This is a genomic window from Pseudomonas sp. Irchel s3a12 (genome assembly GCF_900187485.1).
GTDB classification, from domain to species: Bacteria; Pseudomonadota; Gammaproteobacteria; order Pseudomonadales; family Pseudomonadaceae; genus Aquipseudomonas; species Aquipseudomonas neuropathica.
Window position 1 is genome coordinate 350,793 of record NZ_FYDN01000002.1, and the last position, 18,979, is coordinate 369,771.

At 61.2% G+C, this 18,979-nt stretch carries 16 protein-coding genes and 1 other RNA gene; 7 read left to right on the forward strand and 10 right to left on the reverse strand.

Going from position 1 to position 18,979, the window contains the following annotated elements:
• Positions 1-91 precede the first annotated feature (91 nt).
• From CKW14_RS05065 to hemN, 4 genes are all read left to right on the forward strand, one after another.
• Positions 92-2,542 carry a heavy metal translocating P-type ATPase gene (locus CKW14_RS05065; protein WP_095047719.1) on the forward strand — a complete coding sequence of 817 codons (2,451 nt, stop codon included), beginning with the start codon at positions 92-94 and terminating at the stop codon, positions 2,540-2,542.
• A gap of 24 nt (positions 2,543-2,566) precedes the next feature.
• The gene (gene ccoS / locus CKW14_RS05070; protein ID WP_093431851.1) at positions 2,567-2,779 is read left to right on the forward strand and encodes a cbb3-type cytochrome oxidase assembly protein CcoS; all 213 of its coding nucleotides are present in this window, start codon (positions 2,567-2,569) and stop codon (positions 2,777-2,779) included.
• On the forward strand, positions 2,772-3,455 hold the full coding sequence (locus CKW14_RS05075; RefSeq protein WP_016984739.1) for a sulfite exporter TauE/SafE family protein: 684 nt from the start codon (positions 2,772-2,774) through the stop codon (positions 3,453-3,455). The genes ccoS and CKW14_RS05075 overlap by 8 nt, the downstream gene beginning before the upstream one ends.
• Before the next feature lie 200 nt (positions 3,456-3,655).
• Positions 3,656-5,038 carry an oxygen-independent coproporphyrinogen III oxidase gene (gene hemN / locus CKW14_RS05080; RefSeq protein ID WP_095047720.1) on the forward strand — a complete coding sequence of 461 codons (1,383 nt, stop codon included), beginning with the start codon at positions 3,656-3,658 and terminating at the stop codon, positions 5,036-5,038.
• Here hemN and CKW14_RS05085 read toward each other — a convergent pair.
• Positions 5,035-5,517 (reverse strand): hypothetical protein, encoded by a 483-nt coding sequence (locus tag CKW14_RS05085; protein ID WP_095047721.1) that lies wholly within the window; start codon positions 5,515-5,517, stop codon positions 5,035-5,037. The genes hemN and CKW14_RS05085 overlap by 4 nt on opposite strands.
• A 154-nt stretch (positions 5,518-5,671) precedes the next feature.
• Between CKW14_RS05085 and fnr the strand changes: the two genes are divergently transcribed.
• On the forward strand, positions 5,672-6,406 hold the full coding sequence (fnr, locus tag CKW14_RS05090; protein WP_007918332.1) for a fumarate/nitrate reduction transcriptional regulator Fnr: 735 nt from the start codon (positions 5,672-5,674) through the stop codon (positions 6,404-6,406).
• Positions 6,407-6,484: 78 nt separating this feature from the next.
• Positions 6,485-7,033 (forward strand): adenine phosphoribosyltransferase, encoded by a 549-nt coding sequence (locus tag CKW14_RS05095; protein WP_007918333.1) that lies wholly within the window; start codon positions 6,485-6,487, stop codon positions 7,031-7,033.
• 90 nt (positions 7,034-7,123) lie between these two features.
• Here the strand turns inward: CKW14_RS05095 and CKW14_RS05100 are convergent, their stop codons facing one another.
• From CKW14_RS05100 to dnaX, 5 genes are all read right to left on the reverse strand, one after another.
• On the reverse strand, positions 7,124-8,272 hold the full coding sequence (locus CKW14_RS05100; protein ID WP_095124874.1) for an acyl-CoA dehydrogenase family protein: 1,149 nt from the start codon (positions 8,270-8,272) through the stop codon (positions 7,124-7,126).
• Between the two features lie 157 nt (positions 8,273-8,429).
• Positions 8,430-9,032: a recombination mediator RecR gene (gene recR, locus CKW14_RS05105; RefSeq protein ID WP_007918335.1), complete on the reverse strand. Its 603-nt coding sequence runs from the start codon at positions 9,030-9,032 to the stop codon at positions 8,430-8,432.
• 66 nt (positions 9,033-9,098) lie between these two features.
• Positions 9,099-10,133, reverse strand: coding sequence for an NADP-dependent oxidoreductase (locus CKW14_RS05110; protein WP_095047723.1), 1,035 nt, complete (start codon positions 10,131-10,133; stop codon positions 9,099-9,101).
• Positions 10,134-10,409: 276 nt separating this feature from the next.
• The gene (locus CKW14_RS05120) at positions 10,410-10,748 is read right to left on the reverse strand and encodes a YbaB/EbfC family nucleoid-associated protein (RefSeq protein ID WP_016984747.1); all 339 of its coding nucleotides are present in this window, start codon (positions 10,746-10,748) and stop codon (positions 10,410-10,412) included.
• Between the two features lie 67 nt (positions 10,749-10,815).
• A complete protein-coding gene (gene dnaX, locus CKW14_RS05125) occupies positions 10,816-12,924 on the reverse strand; it encodes a DNA polymerase III subunit gamma/tau (RefSeq protein ID WP_095124876.1) in 2,109 nt (702 codons plus the stop codon).
• A 145-nt stretch (positions 12,925-13,069) separates the two neighbouring features.
• Between dnaX and CKW14_RS05130 the strand changes: the two genes are divergently transcribed.
• Positions 13,070-13,819, forward strand: coding sequence for an ABC transporter substrate-binding protein (locus CKW14_RS05130; protein ID WP_095047726.1), 750 nt, complete (start codon positions 13,070-13,072; stop codon positions 13,817-13,819).
• Between the two features lie 211 nt (positions 13,820-14,030).
• Here CKW14_RS05130 and ffs read toward each other — a convergent pair.
• The 4 genes from ffs to zipA all read right to left on the reverse strand — a co-directional run bounded on the left by ffs (position 14,031) and on the right by zipA (position 18,978).
• Positions 14,031-14,127: signal recognition particle sRNA small type (ffs, locus tag CKW14_RS05135), an RNA gene on the reverse strand.
• A 134-nt stretch (positions 14,128-14,261) separates the two neighbouring features.
• Positions 14,262-15,425: a putative zinc-binding metallopeptidase gene (locus CKW14_RS05140; protein WP_095124877.1), complete on the reverse strand. Its 1,164-nt coding sequence runs from the start codon at positions 15,423-15,425 to the stop codon at positions 14,262-14,264.
• Between the two features lie 171 nt (positions 15,426-15,596).
• The gene (gene ligA / locus CKW14_RS05145; RefSeq protein ID WP_095124879.1) at positions 15,597-17,954 is read right to left on the reverse strand and encodes an NAD-dependent DNA ligase LigA; all 2,358 of its coding nucleotides are present in this window, start codon (positions 17,952-17,954) and stop codon (positions 15,597-15,599) included.
• Between the two features lie 160 nt (positions 17,955-18,114).
• Positions 18,115-18,978, reverse strand: coding sequence for a cell division protein ZipA (zipA, locus tag CKW14_RS05150; protein ID WP_095124881.1), 864 nt, complete (start codon positions 18,976-18,978; stop codon positions 18,115-18,117).
• Between the last annotated feature and the right edge of the window lies 1 nt (position 18,979).

Below are 18,979 nucleotides of genomic sequence, written 5' to 3' on the forward strand. Positions count from 1 at the left end.
ATCGGCTCCCTCTCCCTCTCCCTCCGGGAGAGGGCTGGGGTGAGGGCAAGCGGACAACCCCAATGCAAGGGCTTACCCCCTCAACGATGCCATGACCACCCCACTCCCCTGCTATCACTGCGCCCTGCCGGTCCCGTCCGGCAGCCGCTTCACTGCCGTCGTACTCGGGCAATCCCGCGAATTCTGCTGCCCGGGCTGTCAGGCGGTGGCCGAAGCCATCGTCGCCGGCGGTCTGGAAAGCTATTACCAACACCGCAGCGAAGCCTCGGCCAACCCCGAAGCATTGCCGGTGCAATTGGTCGATGAACTGGCCCTGTACGACCGCGCCGATGTGCAGCAACCCTTCGTCCGCCACGAAGGCGATCTGGCCGAAACCACCCTGTTGATGGAAGGCATCAGTTGTGCCGCCTGCGGCTGGCTGATCGAAAAACACCTGCGCACGCTGCCCGCCGTGGCCGAGGCGCGGCTGAACCTGTCCAACCATCGCCTGCATGTGCGCTGGGCCGACGCGCAATTGCCGCTGAGCCAAGTGCTCGCCGAACTGCGCCACATCGGCTACGCCGCCCACCCGTATCAGGCCGATCGCGCCAGCGAACAACTGGCCAGCGAAAACCGTCTGGCCCTGCGCCAACTCGGTGTCGCCGGTCTGCTGTGGTTCCAGGCGATGATGGCGACCATGGCCACCTGGCCGGAATTCAACATCGACCTCAGCCCCGAACTGCACACGATCCTGCGCTGGGTCGCGCTGTTCCTGACCACACCGATCGTGTTCTACAGCTGCGCGCCGTTCTTCAAAGGCGCGATGCGCGATCTGCGCACACGCCACCTGACCATGGATGTCTCGGTGTCGCTGGCGATCGGCAGTGCTTACATTGCCGGGATCTGGACCTCGATCACCGGGGTCGGCGAGTTGTATTTCGACGCGGTGGGGATGTTTGCGTTGTTCCTGCTTGCCGGCCGCTATCTCGAACGCCGTGCCCGCGAACGCACCGCTGCCGCCACCGCGCAATTGGTCAATCTATTGCCTGCCTCTTGCCTGCGCCTTGATGCAGCCGGCCAGAGCGAACGCATCCTGCTCAGCGAACTGCGCCTCGGCGAGCGGATTCTGGTGCAGGCCGGGTCGATTCTGCCGGCGGACGGCAAGATCATCGACGGCCAATCGAGCATCGACGAATCACTGCTCACCGGCGAATACCTGCCGCAACCGCGTACCCTCGGCGACACGGTCACTGCCGGCACGCTCAATGTCGAAGGCGCGTTGACCGTGGAAGTTCAGGCGCTGGGCCAAGACACGCGCCTGTCGGCCATCGTCCGTCTGCTCGACCGCGCCCAAGCGGAAAAACCGCGACTGGCGGAAATCGCCGACCGCGCCGCGCAATGGTTTTTGCTGTTATCACTGATTGCCGCCGCGGCCATCGGCCTGCTCTGGTGGGAGCTGGATTCATCGCGCGCATTCTGGATCGTCCTCGCCATGCTCGTTGCGACCTGCCCGTGCGCGCTGTCGCTGGCAACACCGACCGCGCTCACCGCAGCCACCGGGACATTGCACAAACTCGGTTTGCTGCTGACCCGTGGTCACGTGCTGGAAGGCTTGAATCAAATCGACACGGTGATCTTCGACAAGACCGGCACCCTCACCGAAGGCCGACTGGTGCTGCGCTCGATTCGCCCGCTCGGCGCGCGCGACAGCGATGAATGCCTGAGCCTTGCCGCCGCACTGGAAAACCGTTCGGAACATCCGATTGCCCGCGCCTTCGGCCGTGCGCCGCTGGCCGCTGAAGAAGTCCACAGCACGCCGGGGCTTGGCCTCGAAGGCTTGGTGGGCGGACAGCGTTTGCGCATCGGCCAGGCAGAATTTGTCTGCGCCCTCAGCGGTGCGAACGTGCCCGGCATGCCGAACGAGGCCGGCCAATGGCTGCTGCTCGGCGACGCTCAGGGGCCGCTGGCGTGGTTCGTCCTCGACGATCGCTTGCGTGACGACGCCCCCGCCCTGCTCGCCGCGTGCAAGGCGCGCGGCTGGCGCACATTGCTGTTGTCGGGCGACAGCTCGCCGATGGTCGCCAGTGTGGCGGCAGAACTCGGCATCGACGAGGCTCGCGGTGGTCTGCGCCCGGACGACAAGCTGCAAGTCCTGCAACAGTTGCACAAGGAAGGTCGCAAAGTGCTGATGCTCGGCGATGGCGTCAATGACGTGCCGGTACTCGCCGCGGCCGACATCAGTGTCGCCATGGGTTCGGCCACCGATCTGGCGAAAACCAGTGCTGATGCGGTGCTGCTGTCCAACCGACTCGACGCGCTGGTCCAGGCTTTCACGCTGGCGCGCCGCACCCGTCGGGTCATCATCGAGAACCTGCTGTGGGCGGCGCTGTACAATGGCCTCATGTTGCCGTTCGCCGCCCTCGGCTGGATCACGCCGGTGTGGGCCGCCGTCGGCATGTCGATCAGTTCGTTGACCGTGGTGCTCAATGCCTTGCGTCTGACTCGCCTGCCGAGTCCGCCGCCCGCCAGCACCCGATCGCAAACCCGCCCGCTGCCGGCCTGAGCCGCGCGGGCTCCTGGAGTACAGATGCCAGCTCTCTACGTGATGATCCCGGCCGCCCTGCTGATCGTGGCCATCGCCGTTTACATCTTTTTCTGGGCGGTGGACAGCGGTCAGTACGACGACCTCGACGGCCCGGCGCACAGCATCCTGTTCGATGATCAGGACCCGAACCACACCGCCGCCGTGGACGAAGCCAACCCCGACAAACCGGACGACAAGGCCCCACCTCATGCTTGAACTGGCGCCCTTGCTGGTATCGGCATTGATCCTCGGCCTGCTCGGTGGCGGTCATTGCCTGGGCATGTGCGGCGGTTTGATGGGCGCGCTGACCCTGGCGATTCCCAAGGAACAGCGCAGCCGGCGTTTCCGCTTGTTGCTGGCGTATAACCTTGGGCGGATTCTCAGTTATGCCACGGCTGGTTTGTTGATCGGTCTGGCCGGATGGGCTGTCGCCAACAGTCCGGCCGCGCTGTTCATGCGCGTGCTGGCTGGATTGCTACTGATCGCCATGGGTTTGTATCTGGCCGGATGGTGGAGCGGGCTGACGCGCATTGAAAGTCTTGGACGCGGTTTGTGGCGTTACATTCAACCGGTGGCCAACCGCTTGCTGCCGGTGTCGAGCCTGCCTAGGGCTCTATTGCTTGGCGCGTTGTGGGGCTGGCTGCCCTGCGGACTGGTTTACAGCACGTTGCTGTGGTCGGCGAGTCAGGGCAATGCGCTGGACAGTGCGTTGTTGATGCTCGCGTTTGGCCTCGGCACCTGGCCGGTATTGCTGGCGACGGGGCTTGCGGCGGAACGCGTGACTGCCATTTTGCGCAAACGCAGCGTGCGCATGGCGGGTGGATTGCTGGTGATCCTGTTCGGGATCTGGACATTACCCGGCCCACATCAGCATTGGCTCATGGGCCATTAGATCGGCGGCGCGGCCTTCGCGAGCAGGCTCGCTCCCACAGGGGATTTGTGTTGCACCACCGATCCAATGTGGGAGCGAGCCTGCTCGCGAAGAGGCCCGCACTAACACCACACCTCTCCCCGTTGATGCAAATCAACAGCGCCACCACCGCCCCCCGATAGACTCGCTCACACTGCCAGCCTATCCGGGGGAATGCCCGCATGCTCGACGCCATTCGTTGGGACTCTGATCTGATCCGCCGCTACGACCTGGCGGGGCCGCGCTACACCTCGTATCCGACGGCCGTGCAATTTCACAGTCAGGTCGGCACCTTCGACCTGTTTCATGCCCTGCGCGACAGCCGCAAGGCCCTGCGCCCGTTGTCTCTCTACGTGCATGTGCCGTTCTGCGCGAACATTTGCTACTACTGCGCCTGCAACAAGGTCATCACCAAGGATCGTGGTCGCGCCCTGCCCTACCTGCAGCGGCTGGAGCAAGAAATCCAGTTGATCGCCTGCCACCTCGACCCGGCCCAGAAAGTCGAGCAACTGCACTTTGGCGGCGGCACGCCGACCTTTCTCAGCCATGACGAGCTCCGTCAGTTGATGGCGCACCTGCGCAAGCATTTCAATTTGCTGGATGACGACTCCGGTGATTACGGCATCGAGATCGACCCGCGTGAAGCCGACTGGTCGACCATGGGCCTGCTGCGCGAACTGGGTTTCAACCGGGTCAGCATCGGCCTGCAAGACCTTGATCCGGCGGTGCAGCGCGCGGTCAATCGCCTGCAAAGTCTGGAGGAAACCCGCGCGGTGATCGATGCGGCGCGCACCCTGCAGTTCCGCTCGATCAATATCGACTTGATCTACGGGTTGCCCAAGCAGATCCCGGAAAATTTCGCCCGCACCGTTGAAGAAGTCATCAGCCTGCAACCGGACCGGCTCTCGGTGTTCAACTATGCGCACCTGCCCGAGCGTTTCATGCCGCAGCGACGGATCAATGACAATGAGTTGCCGGCGCCCGCGCAGAAGCTGGAAATGCTTGAGCGCACCATTGAGCAACTCACCGCCGCCGGCTATCGCTACATCGGCATGGATCACTTCGCCCTGCCCGATGACGAGCTGGCGATTGCTCAGGAAGAAGAAACCCTGCAACGTAACTTCCAGGGTTACACCACTCACGGCCATTGCGACCTGATCGGGTTGGGCGTTTCGGCCATCAGCCAGATCGGCGACCTGTATTGCCAGAACAGCAGCGACCTCAACGAGTACCAGAACACCCTCGCCGCCGCACAACTGGCGACCAGCCGGGGCTTGGTGTGCAACGCCGATGATCGCTTGCGCCGAGCGGTGATCCAGCAGCTGATCTGCAATTTCAGCCTGGAGTTCGCCGCGATCGAGCAGCAGTTCAACATCGATTTTCAGGGCTATTTCGGCGCGCTGTGGCCGCAGTTGCAAGGCATGGCCAGTGATGGCCTGATCGCGCTGGATCGCGAGCGGATCGCCGTGTTGCCGGCGGGTCGTCTGCTGGTGCGCTCGGTGTGCATGGTGTTCGATGCCTACCTGGAACAGCAGAACCGCCAGCGTTTTTCGCGGGTGATTTAGTTTTTCGTCAACAACGAACCGACGCTCAGGTTCTGATCCGCGGTCAACCCGGACTGCCCGACCACTTTGGACAAAGCCAGATTGGCCGTGATCAGACCGGTATTCAACGCGGCGATTGCGCCTCGCAGCGCAGCAGCCTTGATGATCTTTTCTTCGTTGGAAAGGCGCTTGTCGGCCATGACCGCTTCGATGAGTGCCTTTTTCTCGGCAATCTGTTTTTGCAGTTTGCGGATCATCTTCAGCAATTGCTGGATGTTCTCGGGCAGGCCACTGGTCTCGATGTCGCTGTTTTCGCCACCGGCACTGGCGGATTTTGCAATCGATGCACCGGAGAGCGACACTTTGACGCCCTCGACCAAGGTCGGGGTTGCCTCATCGGACGAACCTGGGTTGTGTGCATTGCCGGACGCAACTTTAAACGCTTCCGGCGTTGCCGCAACGTCGCTGCTAGCGGGGCCCAGCGTACCAATGGCGGCCATCGAATCGTTCCTTGTATGCACTTTGATACCTGTTTATCGGCTGCTGGCCCTGTGGCTTTATGGCTGTAGGGCAAAGTCGCCCCAGACTGGCCTGAATGTCCTCCCGTGAGTTACCCTTACGGCTTATGTGTGTTTTCCCACAAGGATCTAAGAAATGTCCGAGCCAGTTAAACTGCGCGCTCACAACCAGGCCCATTGCAAGGATTGCAGCCTGGCCCCTCTCTGCCTGCCACTTTCTTTGAATCTGGAAGACATGGATGCGCTGGACGAAATCGTTAAACGCGGCCGCCCGCTGAAAAAGGGCGAGTTCCTGTTCCGCCAGGGCGACACGTTCGATTCCGTTTATGCAGTACGCTCCGGCGCCCTGAAGACCTTCAGCCTCAGCGACAGCGGCGAAGAGCAACTGACGGGCTTCCACCTGCCAAGCGAACTGGTCGGCCTGTCCGGCATGGACACCGAGAAACACCCGGTCTCCGCCCAAGCATTGGAAACCACATCGGTCTGCGAAATCCCTTTTGAACGTCTCGATGAGCTGGCCCTGCAACTGCCGCAGCTGCGCCGCCAGTTGATGCGCGTCATGAGCCGGGAAATCCGTGACGACCAGCAAATGATGTTGCTGCTGTCGAAAAAAACCGCCGACGAGCGCATCGCTACCTTCCTGGTCAACCTCTCGGCACGCTTCCGCGCTCGCGGCTTCTCCGCCAACCAGTTCCGCCTGAGCATGTCGCGCAATGAAATCGGTAACTACCTCGGTCTGGCGGTGGAAACCGTGTCCCGGGTCTTCACCCGTTTCCAGCAGAACGAACTGATCGCCGCCGAGGGCAAAGAGATTCACATCCTCGACCCGATCCAGCTCTGCGCGCTGGCCGGTGGCTCGATCGAAGGCTGATCTCGATCCGCGGTTGAGCGAAGCGTTTCAGCCGCGGGTATACTGCGCCGTTTGCAGCCCTGCCAGGACACCTCGACGATGGTCTTCGACTCCTTCGACATCAAATCGCTTATCCGCCCTGTGATCGACTTCCCGAAACCGGGCGTGATCTTTCGCGACATCACCCCGCTGTTTCAGTCGCCAACGGCTCTGCGCCTGGTGATGGACAGTTTCGCCCACCGCTACGTGGAAGCTGATTTCACCCACATTGGCGCGATGGATGCCCGTGGCTTCCTGATCGGCTCGGTGTTGGCCTATCAGTTGAACAAGCCGCTGGTGCTGTTCCGCAAGCAAGGCAAACTGCCGGCGGACGTGCTGGCCGAAGGTTACGCAACCGAGTACGGCGAAGCGTTCCTGGAAGTGCACGCCGACAGCCTGTGTGAAGGCGATTCGGTGGTGATGTTCGATGATTTGATTGCCACGGGCGGGACATTGATCGCAGCAGCCAACCTGATTCGCCGCATGGGCGCGCGGGTGCATGAAGCGGCGGCGATTATTGATTTGCCGGAACTGCAAGGTTCGCAGCGTCTTGAGGACATGGGCATCCCGACCTTCTGCCTGACGCAGTTTGCGTTGACCGATAAATAATCAAGATCAAAAGATCGCAGCCTTCGGCAGCTCCTACATTGGAATGTGCGTTTCCCTGTAGGAGCTGCCGAAGGCTGCGATCTTTTGCCTTTAAAGCCCCATCTGCTTGCTGATGATCTCGTTCATCACCTCCCGCGTCCCGCCGCCAATCGACAGAATGCGGTTATCCCGATACAGCCGTTCCACCAGACTTTCGCGCATATAACCCAGCCCACCAAGAATCTGCACTGCCTCGGTGGTGATCCGGTCCGAGGTGTCCGTGGCAAAATTCTTCGCCATGGAGATTTCCTTGATCACACTCTGCCCCGCCGCCATCTTCGCCGCTTGCCGGTAAGTAAATTCGCGTGAGACTTCCAGCGCAGTCGCCATCTCGGCGAGGCGATGCTTGATCACCTGAAACTTGCCGATCGGCTTGCCAAACGCTTCACGCTCGCGCGCCCATTTCAGACTCTCTTCCAGCGCTAGCTGTGAAGTCATGTTGGCCATCAATGCCAGCGCCAGACGTTCGCTTTGAAAGTTACCCATGATGCAGGCGAAGCCCATGTTCTCCGCGCCGATCAGATTGCCCACAGGTACATGGCAGTCGTCGAAGAACAACTCAGCCGTGTCCGACGCCCACCAGCCCATTTTTTTCAACTGACGGCCAACGGTGAAGCCCGGCGTACCCTTCTCGATCAGCAGCAGACTGATGCCGCCAAACCCCGGCGCACCGGTGCGCACCGCGACGGTGTAGAAATCGGCGCGCACGCCACTGGTGATAAAGGTTTTGCTGCCGCTGACGCGATAGACATCGCCGTCACGCACGGCGCGGGTTTGCAGGTTGGCGACGTCGGAGCCACCGCCCGGTTCGGTAACCGCCAGCGCGCTGATCCTTTCACCGCTGAGCACCTGTGGCACGACCCGGTCACGTACCTCCGGGCGCGCCCATTTGACGATCGGTGGCAGACCGATATCCAGCGATCCCAGCCCCGCTACCAGGCCGCCAGAGCCGCAGCGCATCAACTCCTCACTGGCGGCAACCTTGGCGAACAGATCGCCTTCATGGCTGCCTCCAAGCGTTTCCGGATAACCGATGCCGAGGATGCCTGCCGCGCCAGCCTTCCGGTACAGCTCACGGGGGAAGCTTTCGGCTTCTTCCCACTGATCGATGTCCGGCAGGATCTCGCGTTCGACGAAACGTCTGACGCTGTCGCGGACCAATTGGTGGCTGGGGTCGAAGTATTCCTGAAAGGCAGGCATGGGCGAGCTCCACGGAAGGGTTCGCCGAACTTAACCGAGCGCTTGCTTGGTTTACAAGATGCAGAAGATCAAAAGATCGCAGCCTTCGGCAGCTCCTACATTGGAAATACGCGTTTCCATGTAGGAGCTGCCGAAGGCTGCGATCTTTTGATTTTTATCAGAGAGAGATAGGTTTACGCCCGGCAAACGAATGCGCCAGCGTGCCGCCATCGACCAGTTCCAGCTCACCCCCCAACGGCACGCCGTGAGCGATCCGCGAAGCGATCAGGCCTTTGTTGCTCAGCAACTGCGCGATGTAATGCGCCGTCGCTTCACCTTCCACGGTCGGGTTGGTCGCGAGAATGACTTCGGTAAACGTGCCCGCCTCTTCGATCCGCGTCATCAACTGCGGAATGCCGATCGCCTCAGGCCCCAGGCCATCGAGCGGCGACAAATGCCCCTTGAGCACAAAGTAGCGGCCACGGAAACCGGTCTGCTCGACCGCATACACATCCATCGGCCCTTCCACCACGCACAGCAACGTGTCGTCACGGCGGGTATCGGCGCATTGCGGGCACAGATCGTCTTCGGTCAGCGTGCGGCACTGACGGCAGTGACCGACCCCTTCCATGGCCTGGCTGAGGGCCTGGGCCAGGCGCAAGCCGCCGCTGCGGTCACGCTCGAGCATCTGCAACGCCATGCGCTGGGCGGTCTTCTGACCCACGCCTGGCAAAGTGCGCAAGGCGTCGATCAGTTGGCGAATCAAAGGGCTGAAGCTCATGGGTAAAAAGTCCGACAAAACAACGAGACGCGGTTTATACCCGCGCCTCTGGCCAGCGTCAAATACTCAGTCCTGGGCGACCTTCACCACCAGTTTGCCGAAGTTGCGCCCCTCGAGCAGACCGATAAACGCCTCGGGCGCCTGCTCCAGGCCTTCGACCACGTCCTCGCGGAATTTCACCTTGCCATCGCGTACCCACGGCACCATGTGGCTGATGAACTCCGGCTGACGATCACCGTAGTCGTCGAACACGATGAAGCCCTGAATGCGCACGCGCTTGGTCAGCAGCGTGCGTTGCAGCATCGGCAGGCGATCCGGGCCTTTTGGCGTTTCGGAGGCGTTGTAACCGGCGATCAGACCGCACAGCGGAATGCGCGCCTTGGGGTTGAGCAACGGCACCACGGCATCGAACACATGACCACCGACGTTCTCGTAATAGATGTCGATGCCATCGGGGCAGGCCTTGGCCAATTGCTCGGCAAAATCGGGCGCCTTGTGATCGATGCAGGCATCAAAACCCAACTCTTCGACCACGTACTTGCACTTATCGGCACCGCCGGCCACGCCGACTGCGCGCAGCCCTTTGATCTTGGCCACTTGCCCGACCACCGAACCGACCGCGCCGGACGCAGCAGCCACGACCAATGTTTCGCCCTCTTTTGGCTGGCCGATGTCCATCAGCCCCATGTACGCGGTCATGCCGGGCATGCCCAACACACCCAGCGCCATCGACGGGCTCGGCAACCCGGCCGGGATCGGCATGATGTCACGGCCATCGCTGATGCTGTGGCTCTGCCAACCGGTCGCGCCGACCACCAGATCGCCTTTATGGAATTTCGGATGACGTGAATCCTCGACACGGCTGACCGCGCCGCCGGTCATCACTTCACCGATTTGTACCGGCGCGGCGTAGGACGGTGCGTCGCTCATTCGCCCGCGCATGTAGGGATCGAGGGACAGGTACAGGGTTTTCAACAATACCTGGCCGTCCTGCAGATCCGGCAAGGCTTCGCGTTCGAGGCGGAAGTTTTCCGGGGTCGGCGCACCGACCGGACGTGAGGCGAGGACAAAGCGCTGGTTGAGGGTGAGAGGGTCGGACATGTCAGCGTCTCCTGTGAAGGGTTAATTCAGCGGGTATAGGGAGCAGACCGTTGAGGCTTTTGCGCGTTCGATGTTTATTCAGTTGGCCGGGATTGATCGTTCCCATGCTCCGCGTGGGAATGCCGCAACGGACGCTCCGCGTTCGGCTCTGGACTTGGAACGCGGAGCGTCCCGGGCTGCATTCCCACGCAGAGCGTGGGAACGATCAGTCAGAAATAAAAATGCCAGGCGCGATGCCTGGCATTTTGTGTAGCTCATCTGCCGCCGGTTGGCGAATCAGAATGGCAGTTTCATACCGGCCGGCAGGTTCATGCCAGCGGTCATGTTGCCCATTTTGTCCTGACTGTTCTTTTCGATCTTGCGCACTGCGTCGTTGACGGCGGAGGCGATGACCGCTTCCAACATTTCTTTGTCATCTTCGCTCATGCCTTCAACCAGGCTTGGGTCGATGCTCACGCTTTTGACGTCGTGACGACCGGTCATCACCACGGTGACCATATCGCCGCCGGCCTTACCGGTGACTTCGGCGTTGGCCAGTTCTTCCTGCATCTTGGCCATTTTTTCCTGCATCTGCTGTGCCTGCTTCATCAGGCCGGCCATGCCACCTTTCATCATGGGAATCACCTCAAAAGTACTTGGATCAAAACAGCGCCCGGCCAGCGAGGCCGGGCACCTTCAGTTATTAGCCTTGGGCGACCAAGGCATCGACAGGTTCAATAGTATCGTGTCGCACCACTGCGCCGAACTGCTGAACCATTTGCTGGATGAACGGATCGCCGTGGATCGACTCCTCCGCCTCGCGCTGACGGTTGGCGCGCCGACGGGAGGCGGCCTGCGCCGGGGTTTCCTGTTCGGGTTTGATCAGCTCGATGGTCAGGCTCAGCGTGCGACCGTGGAACTGGTTCAAGGCATCGTTGAGACGACGCTGCTGCGTGGCGTTGAACAGTGCGCTGTGCGCCGGGTCGAGGTGCATCAGCCAATGGTCGCCATCGACGGCGATCAATGTGCAATTGGCGGCGATGCTGCCCGTCATGCCGGAGATCGGCAGTTTCGGGAACAGCTCCAGCCACTGCAACGCTAAACCTGTGGCTGGCGCCGCTGCCGGCTCTGGCTCTGGTTCCGGGGCAGGCTCGGCAGCGTGTTCGCTGGCCAGTTCGTCGAGGTAGCTGTAGGCCGAATCGATGTCCGGCTCGATGTAATCCTCATCCAGCGGCGGCTCGTCGTCCAGGTCCATGCCCGGGGTGGCGGCATCGACGTCGGCGACCGACGGCTCGGGAATCGGCGCGGCGGCCCACTCAGGCGCCTCCGGAACGACGCTGTCCGGGGTCGGCAGCGGCATCGGCGGCAACTCGGGTTGCTCGGCGGTGGTTTCCAGTACGGGCTCTACGGCTGGCTGCTGCGCAGGCTCGGGCTCTGGCTCTGGCTCTACCGGATCATTCCACGGTAAATCGACGACTGCTTCGGCGACGACAGCCGCTGGCGCAGGTTCTGGCTCGGCAACGGGAGCAACTTGAGCAACTTGAGCAACCGGCGCAGGCTCGGGAGCCGGTGCAGTTGCAGCCACCGGCGCAGGAGCAGGCGTCGGCCCAACCGCCGCAGCGACTACCGGCGCAGGTTTAGGCGCGGCAGCCACGGAGTTTGCGGAATCAACTGTGGCCTGGCTGATCCCCACTGGCTTTAGCGGTTGCCTCGGCGCGTCCGCGGTATCTGCCGGCCGGAAGGCGAGCATCCGCAGCAACACCATTTCGAAGCCACCACGCGGATCCGGCGCCAGCGGTAAATCGCGGCGGCCGATAAGGCCCATCTGGTAATAGAACTGCACGTCTTCGGCCGGCAAGGCCTGCGCCAATGCCAACACGCGATCACGGTCGCCATGGCCATTGTCGACGCCTTCCGGCAACGCCTGAGCGATGGCCACGCGGTGCAGCACGTTGAGAATTTCCGAGAGCACGCCGTTCCAGTCCGGACCTTGTTCGGCCAAGTGACGCACGGCTTCGAGCAACGCCTTGGCGTCGCCTTCGATCAACGAATGCAGGACGTCATAGACCTGACCGTGATCCAGGGTGCCGAGCATCGCCCGCACGTCGGTAGCGAGAACCTTGCCCTCACCGAAGGCAATCGCCTGGTCGGTGAGGCTCATGGCGTCACGCATCGAACCGTCAGCGGCGCGACCGAGCAGCCACAGTGCATCGTCTTCAAACGGCACGTTTTCGGCAGTGAGAACGTGGGTCAAATGCTCGACCACACGCTCCGGCGTCATGTTCTTCAGCGAGAACTGCAGGCAGCGCGACAAAATCGTTGCCGGAAGTTTCTGCGGGTCAGTGGTCGCCAGGATGAACTTGACGTACGGCGGCGGCTCTTCGAGGGTTTTCAGCAGCGCATTGAAGGAATGGCTGGAGAGCATGTGCACTTCGTCGATCAGGTAGACCTTGAAGCGCCCACGGCTTGGCGCGTACTGCACGTTGTCGAGCAGTTCGCGGGTGTCTTCGACCTTGGTGCGGCTCGCGGCATCGATCTCGATCAGGTCGACGAAGCGCCCCTCATCGATTTCCCGGCACACCGAACACTCGCCGCACGGGCTGGAAGTGATACCTGTCTCACAGTTCAGGCATTTGGCAATGATCCGCGCAATCGTGGTTTTACCCACCCCACGCGTACCGGTAAACAGGTACGCGTGGTGCAGCCGCTGGCTGTCCAAGGCATTGATCAGAGCCTTGAGCACATGGGTCTGGCCGACCATTTCGCGGAACGAGCGCGGACGCCATTTACGTGCAAGAACCTGATAACTCATCGAAAACCGTCGCAACGAAGGAAGCTGAAGCGGCTAATGCTAGCGGAGCAAGGGCAAAATTGCATCCGGTGTCCTCGTCTAATATGGCTAAGCTGCATGAGCAGAGGCTTTTATCGGCTCGGGATCGGGAATTACCGGAGCGTTTATGCGGTGGGCCGTGGGGGCGTTGCTGGGAATCAGCCTGAATGTGACGGCAGCGGAAACCCCGTTGCGCTTCGCCATGCCCGACAGCTGGGCGATGCCGATGGTGCAATACGAACGCGGGCGACCCACGCAAGGCATTCTTTACGATCTGATGCTCAGCCTGGCCACGCAAGTCGGCGTACCGGCCGAGTTTCACGTCCTGCCCCGCGCCCGCGTGCAGAGCGCGATGGAACACGGCGAGATCGACGTGCGCTGCTATGCCGCACAGTCGTGGCTGCCGAATCAGTCGGGGGACTACATCTGGAGTCTGCCGTTGTTCTTCCAGCGCGATCTGTTGATCAGCCGCAAGGATCAACCTGCCAGTGTCGTCCCCGCGCATTTGCCCCGCCAATCCATCGGCACCGTTCTGGGCTACACCTACCCGACTCTGCAACCGTTGTTCGACGCTGATCGGCTGCAACGGGAAGATGCGCGTAATCAGGAGCAGGTGCTGGAGAAACTACTGGCCGGGCGTTATCGCTATGCGGTGAGTAACCAGTGGACGCTGGACTGGTTTAATCAGCGGTTGATGCCTGAGCAGCAACTGCAAGGTGTCGCCGTGTTGCAGGAGCAGAAGGTGGGTTGCTATGTGCGCAATGACCCGAAGGTGCCGGTGCAACTGGTCTTGCGCACGTTGTTGCGGATGAAGATATCGGGGGAGATTGATGAGATTATCCGGCTCTACACCGGCCACTCCGACAACACCCCATAACCTTGTGGGAGCTGGCTTGCCAGCGATTGCGGATTTTCAGTCAAATAGATGAACCTGACACACCGCTATCGCTGGCAAGCTAGCTCCCACAGGGTCATCTTCAACAGGGGGAATATGTGTCGATTTGGCAAATCGCAGACACAAAAAAACCGCAGTGGGCGAAACCCATGCAGTTCTGTTTGAAGCGTTCGATTGTTCGTTAAGGTGGTAACCCCACCAGCCACACCCCGGCACACAATGTTCCCGCTGTGGCTGCTGCCTTCCGGCTCTGACCAGGTTCACGGGTAATCGTTGCGGGGGGACCGATGGGGTCACCATAACGACGCTTGCCTGTCGGCGAGCCGCGCCATTGTACCTATCTGAAGCGAAGTTACAACCGTTGGTTGCAGATAAAAAATATGAACGGGCTCAAGGACATAAAGATCGCAGCCAGCGGCAGCGCCTACAGGGTCAGAACCTCATCCGCCCTGCCGCCCGCCTGCTGGATCACCAGATGAATGAAGTGCAGCTTGGCAATCGCCGGTGCCGGCAGCACGAACGGGTAGAAATCCGGCTGGCCCATGCTCCGTGACAGTTCATTGAGCATGCCGGCCAATTCGATCCACGCATTGACGAATGAGAGGAACGCCTCGCCGCCGGGATGCTCCGGGTCGTACAGCGTGCTGGGCGGAAACGGTTGATAGTCGAAATCCATTTCCCGTGCGCTCATGCCAAAGCCCAACGCCGTGTCCACCGCATCCATCATGTGCAGGTAATGCGCCCAGGTTTCCGCCCAGTCTTCCCACGGGTGCATGGTCGCGTAGGCGCTGACGTAGTACTGCGGCCAGTCCAGCGGTGCGCCCTGTTGATAGTGACGATCAAGCGCTTCGGCGTAACTGGCGCGTTCGTCACCGAACAGGCTGCGGAATGAATCGAGCCAGGGGCCGTTGGCGATCAGCCGATCCCAGTAGTAATGGCCAACCTCATGACGAAAATGCCCAAGCAGTGTGCGATAGGGTTCATGCATCGCCGCCCTCACCTGCTCGCGGTGGGCGTCGTCGGCTTCTTTGATGTCGAGGGTGATCAGGCCATTGGCGTGGCCGGTCATCGGCGCGTTGCCTTCGAGGTCGACGCCGATGAAGTCGAAGGCCAGCCCAGTGTCTTCATCAACGGTTTTCGGGATGACTTGCAGGCCGAGGGTGATCAGTTGCGCAACGAGGCGACGCTTGGCGATTTCGACTTTGCGCCAACGCTCAGGGTTGTCCGGGGCGGATAGGTCGGGGATGGTGCGATTGAGGCTGCAGGCGATGCATAGGCTGTCGTGTTCGTTGGCCGGCAGCAGCCAGTTGCACGCGGCGGCTGTGTCGAGGTTGGCGCAGCGGCGAAACAGTCCGGCCTCGGGGTCGGCATCGAGCGTCCAGGTGCCCTCATACGGCCCCGGTTGCAGCGAAGTCAGGCGACTTTCTTCGGCTTGATAACCAAGCAATGCGTTGCAGGCCAGACACTGGCTGTTACGAAAGAACAGCGACTGGCCGCAGCGGCACGGCCAGAGTTTGCTGTTGCGTGAGGATTCGCCCATGAACGGCGCGATGATGCGGGAACTGAGCTGCTCGAAAAAACGGTGCATGGCGATCTCTCCCTGGGGCTTGCCAAGACTAGATCATTCCCGTGACAACATCGTTCCCGCACTTTGCTGATCGTTCCAACGCTCTGCGTGGGAATGCATCCAGTGACGCTCTGCGTCACAGCGGACGCGGAGCGTCCGGGGTGGCATTCCCACGCGGGAGCGTGGGAACGATCAAACGTTCAGGCCATGGGTTTTGAGGAAGGCGATGAAGGTTTCTTCGTCCATCACTTTTACGCCCAGCTCATTGGCCTTGGTCAATTTGGAACCGGCACCGGGGCCTGCCACGACGCAATGAGTCTTCGCAGACACCGAACCCGCGACTTTGGCGCCCAGGCTTTCCAGATGCTCCTTGGCGACATCACGGCTCATCAACTCAACTTTGCCAGTCAGCACCCAAGTCTCGCCGGACAGCGGCAAACCTTCGACGACTTTCTTCTCGCTCTGCCAGTGCATGCCGAAATCACGCAGTTGCTTTTCGGATTTCTCAGCCAGTTGCCGGTTCTCAGGCAGTGCAAAAAACTCGCGAACCGAATTGGCCTGCTTCTCCGGCAAGGCCTGACGCATGTCCAGCCAGTCAGCATTCAGCACCGCTTCCAGCGAACCGAACTTGTCCGCCAACTTCTGCGCGCCGCCCGGGCCGACCGAAGGAATGTGCAGCTTGTCGAGGAAGCCACCCAGCGTGGCGCTGGCGGCAAACTCGGCACCCAGCTCACCCTGATCCTGAATCTGCAGACCATGGCCCAGCAACTCAGCGATGACCTGCTGGTTATGCGCATCTTCAAAGAAGCTGTGAATCTCGTGCGCCACTTCCAGCCCCACATCCGGCAGATAGGTCAGCACTTGCGGCAATGCCTGCTGCACGCGTTCCAGCGAACCCAGCGAGCGCGCCAGCACCTTGGCCGTCTCCTCGCCGACATCAGGGATACCCAGCGCATAGATAAAACGCGCCAGCCCCGGCTTCTTGCTGTCTTCAATGGCCGCCAGCAGTTTGTTGCTCGACACCTCGGCAAAGCCTTCCAGATCGACGATGTCGTCGAACTTCAGCGCATACAGATCGGCCGGTGAACTGACCAGACCTTCGTCGACCAATTGCTCCACGCTCTTGTCGCCCAAGCCTTCAATATCCATCGCCCGACGCGAGACAAAGTGAATGATCGCCTGCTTCAGTTGCGCGCCACAGGCCAGTCGGCCCACGCAGCGATACACCGCGCCTTCGCTGACGGTTTCCTTGCCTTTACTGCGCTTGATCAGTTGCGTGCGCTCGACGTGCGAGCCGCACACCGGGCAGTTCTCTGGAATCTGCACCGCGCGCGCATTTTCGGGACGGCGATCCATGACCACTTGCACCACTTGCGGAATCACATCACCGGCGCGACGGATGATGACGGTGTCGCCGATCATCAGACCCAGACGGGCGACTTCGTCCATGTTGTGCAGCGTGGCGTTGGCCACGGTGACGCCGGCAACCTTGACCGGTTTCAGGCGCGCCACGGGCGTCACGGCGCCGGTGCGGCCAACCTGGAATTCCACATCGAGCAACTCGGTTAGCTCTTCCATCGCCGGGAATTTGTGCGCGATCGCCCAGCGCGGCTCGCGGGCGCGGAAGCCCAGTTCGCGCTGATCGGCAATGCTGTTGACCTTGAACACCACGCCATCGATTTCATAGGCCAGCGAGTTACGGCGCTCGCCGATGTCGCGGTAGTAGTCCAGGCATTCGCCGATGCCCTTGGCCAGTTTCAGCTCGTGACTGATCGGCATGCCCCACTTCTGCAACTGCTTGAGGTTGCCGATGTGCGTGTCGGAAATATCGTGGGAAACCTGACCGATGCCGTAGCAGCAGAATTCCAGCGGACGGTTGGCGGTGATCTTCGAATCGAGCTGACGCAAGCTGCCGGCGGCGGCGTTTCGCGGGTTGGCGAAGGTCTTGCCGCCGACTTCCAGTTGCGAGGCATTGAGACGCTCGAAACCGGCCTTGGACATGAACACTTCACCGCGCACTTCCAGGGTCGCCGGCCAGCCTTCGCCATGCAGCTTCAGCGGGATGTTGCGCACGGTGCGCACGTTGACGCTGATGTCTTCGCCAGTAGTGCCGTCGCCGCGCGTGGCGCCGCGTACCAGCACGCCGTCCTGATAAAGCAGACTGACCGCCAGGCCATCAAGTTTCGGCTCGCAGCTGTACTCCACCGCCGCCCCGCCACCGAACAGATCGCCGGCCGGCAGGTCCAGACCTTCGGTCACCCGGCGATCAAATTCGCGCATATCGGTTTCTTCGAAGGCGTTGCCGAGGCTGAGCATCGGCACTTCGTGACGCACCTGGGTGAACGCGGTCAGCGCCACGCTGCCGACGCGCTGGGTCGGCGAGTCGCTGGTGATCAATTCCGGGTTGGCCGCTTCCAGCGCTTTGAGCTCGTGGAACAACCGGTCGTACTCGGCGTCCGGAATGCTCGGCTCGTCGAGGACGTGGTAACGGTAGTTGTGCTGATCGAGTTCAGCTCGCAGTTCAAGAATGCGGTTTTTGGCGGCGGTCATGGGTGTTCTCTCAAAAAGCAAAAGAGCAGCCGAAGCTGCTCTAATTCATCTATCTCTGGCAGCAGAAGCAAAAGATCGCAGCCTTCGGCAGCTCCTACAGACATCGCAATCCTGTAGGAGCTGTCGAGTGAAACGAGGCTGCGATCTTTTGATCTTGGCCTTAGCGCTTCTGGGTCAAGGCGCGACGTTCGAATTCGACGATGCGCTGACGGTAGTGCTCGATGGTCTGCGCGGTCAGGACGCTGCGCTGGTCATCTTTCAGTTCGCCGTTCAATTCCTGCGACAGCTTGCGGGCTGCAGCCACCATCACGTCGAAGGCTTGCTTCGGATGACGCGGGCCTGGCAGGCCGAGGAAGAAGCTTACCGCCGGGGTGCTGAAATGGTCGATGTCGTCCAGATCAAAGATGCCCGGCTTGACCGCGTTAGCCATGGAGAACAGCACTTCACCGTTGCCAGCCATGCTTTCGTGACGGTGAAAAATATCCATCTCGCCGAAACGCAGACCGCTTTCGAGAATGTTCTGCAACAGCGCCGGGCCTTTGAAGCCAGCGGCATCACGGCAGATCACGCTGATGACCAATACTTCTTCAGCTTGCGGCTGATCCTTGTCGGCAATCGCCTGCGCAGGCTTGCTGTCTTCAACGAAATCGTTGTCACGGCTGCTGAAGCTCGGGCCGCCGTCCAGATCCAGATCGAGGTTCAGGTCACCCTGCGCCGGACCGTTGCTGCCACGCTTGCCACGTTTCGAACCGGATTCGCGAGGCTCGCGTGCTTCGCGGGCCGGCATGCTCACCGACGGCAGGTCGTGTTCGTCCAGTTGCGGCTCTTTGTGAGTGTCCAGCACGCGAGCCGGGCCCAACAGCTCAGCGCTGGTGTCCTCGTCCGGCAGGTTGGACAGACTTCGGTCAAGACGGAATTTCAGTTTTCCCTTGCCGCCGCGCATACGGCGCCAGCCATCGAAAAGAATACCGGCTATCACAATGATGCCGATGACGATCAGCCACTCGCGCAGACCGATTTCCATG

Bases quoted from the DNA above. Each gene is read 5' to 3' on its own strand.
- dnaX (WP_095124876.1), bottom strand. From the start codon at position 12,924: ATGAGTTATCAGGTTCTTGCACGTAAATGGCGTCCGCGCTCGTTCCGC.
- CKW14_RS05100 (WP_095124874.1), bottom strand. From the start codon at position 8,272: ATGCCTGCCTTTCAGGAATACTTCGACCCCAGCCACCAATTGGTCCGC.
- ligA (WP_095124879.1), bottom strand. From the start codon at position 17,954: ATGACCGCCGCCAAAAACCGCATTCTTGAACTGCGAGCTGAACTCGAT.
- recR (WP_007918335.1), bottom strand. From the start codon at position 9,032: ATGAGCTTCAGCCCTTTGATTCGCCAACTGATCGACGCCTTGCGCACT.
- hemN (WP_095047720.1), top strand. From the start codon at position 3,656: ATGCTCGACGCCATTCGTTGGGACTCTGATCTGATCCGCCGCTACGAC.
- CKW14_RS05095 (WP_007918333.1), top strand. From the start codon at position 6,485: ATGGTCTTCGACTCCTTCGACATCAAATCGCTTATCCGCCCTGTGATC.
- CKW14_RS05130 (WP_095047726.1), top strand. From the start codon at position 13,070: ATGCGGTGGGCCGTGGGGGCGTTGCTGGGAATCAGCCTGAATGTGACG.
- CKW14_RS05075 (WP_016984739.1), top strand. From the start codon at position 2,772: ATGCTTGAACTGGCGCCCTTGCTGGTATCGGCATTGATCCTCGGCCTG.
- CKW14_RS05065 (WP_095047719.1), top strand. From the start codon at position 92: ATGACCACCCCACTCCCCTGCTATCACTGCGCCCTGCCGGTCCCGTCC.
- zipA (WP_095124881.1), bottom strand. From the start codon at position 18,978: ATGGAAATCGGTCTGCGCGAGTGGCTGATCGTCATCGGCATCATTGTG.
- CKW14_RS05120 (WP_016984747.1), bottom strand. From the start codon at position 10,748: ATGATGAAAGGTGGCATGGCCGGCCTGATGAAGCAGGCACAGCAGATG.
- CKW14_RS05140 (WP_095124877.1), bottom strand. From the start codon at position 15,425: ATGCACCGTTTTTTCGAGCAGCTCAGTTCCCGCATCATCGCGCCGTTC.
- CKW14_RS05110 (WP_095047723.1), bottom strand. From the start codon at position 10,133: ATGTCCGACCCTCTCACCCTCAACCAGCGCTTTGTCCTCGCCTCACGT.
- ccoS (WP_093431851.1), top strand. From the start codon at position 2,567: ATGCCAGCTCTCTACGTGATGATCCCGGCCGCCCTGCTGATCGTGGCC.
- fnr (WP_007918332.1), top strand. From the start codon at position 5,672: ATGTCCGAGCCAGTTAAACTGCGCGCTCACAACCAGGCCCATTGCAAG.
- CKW14_RS05085 (WP_095047721.1), bottom strand. From the start codon at position 5,517: ATGGCCGCCATTGGTACGCTGGGCCCCGCTAGCAGCGACGTTGCGGCA.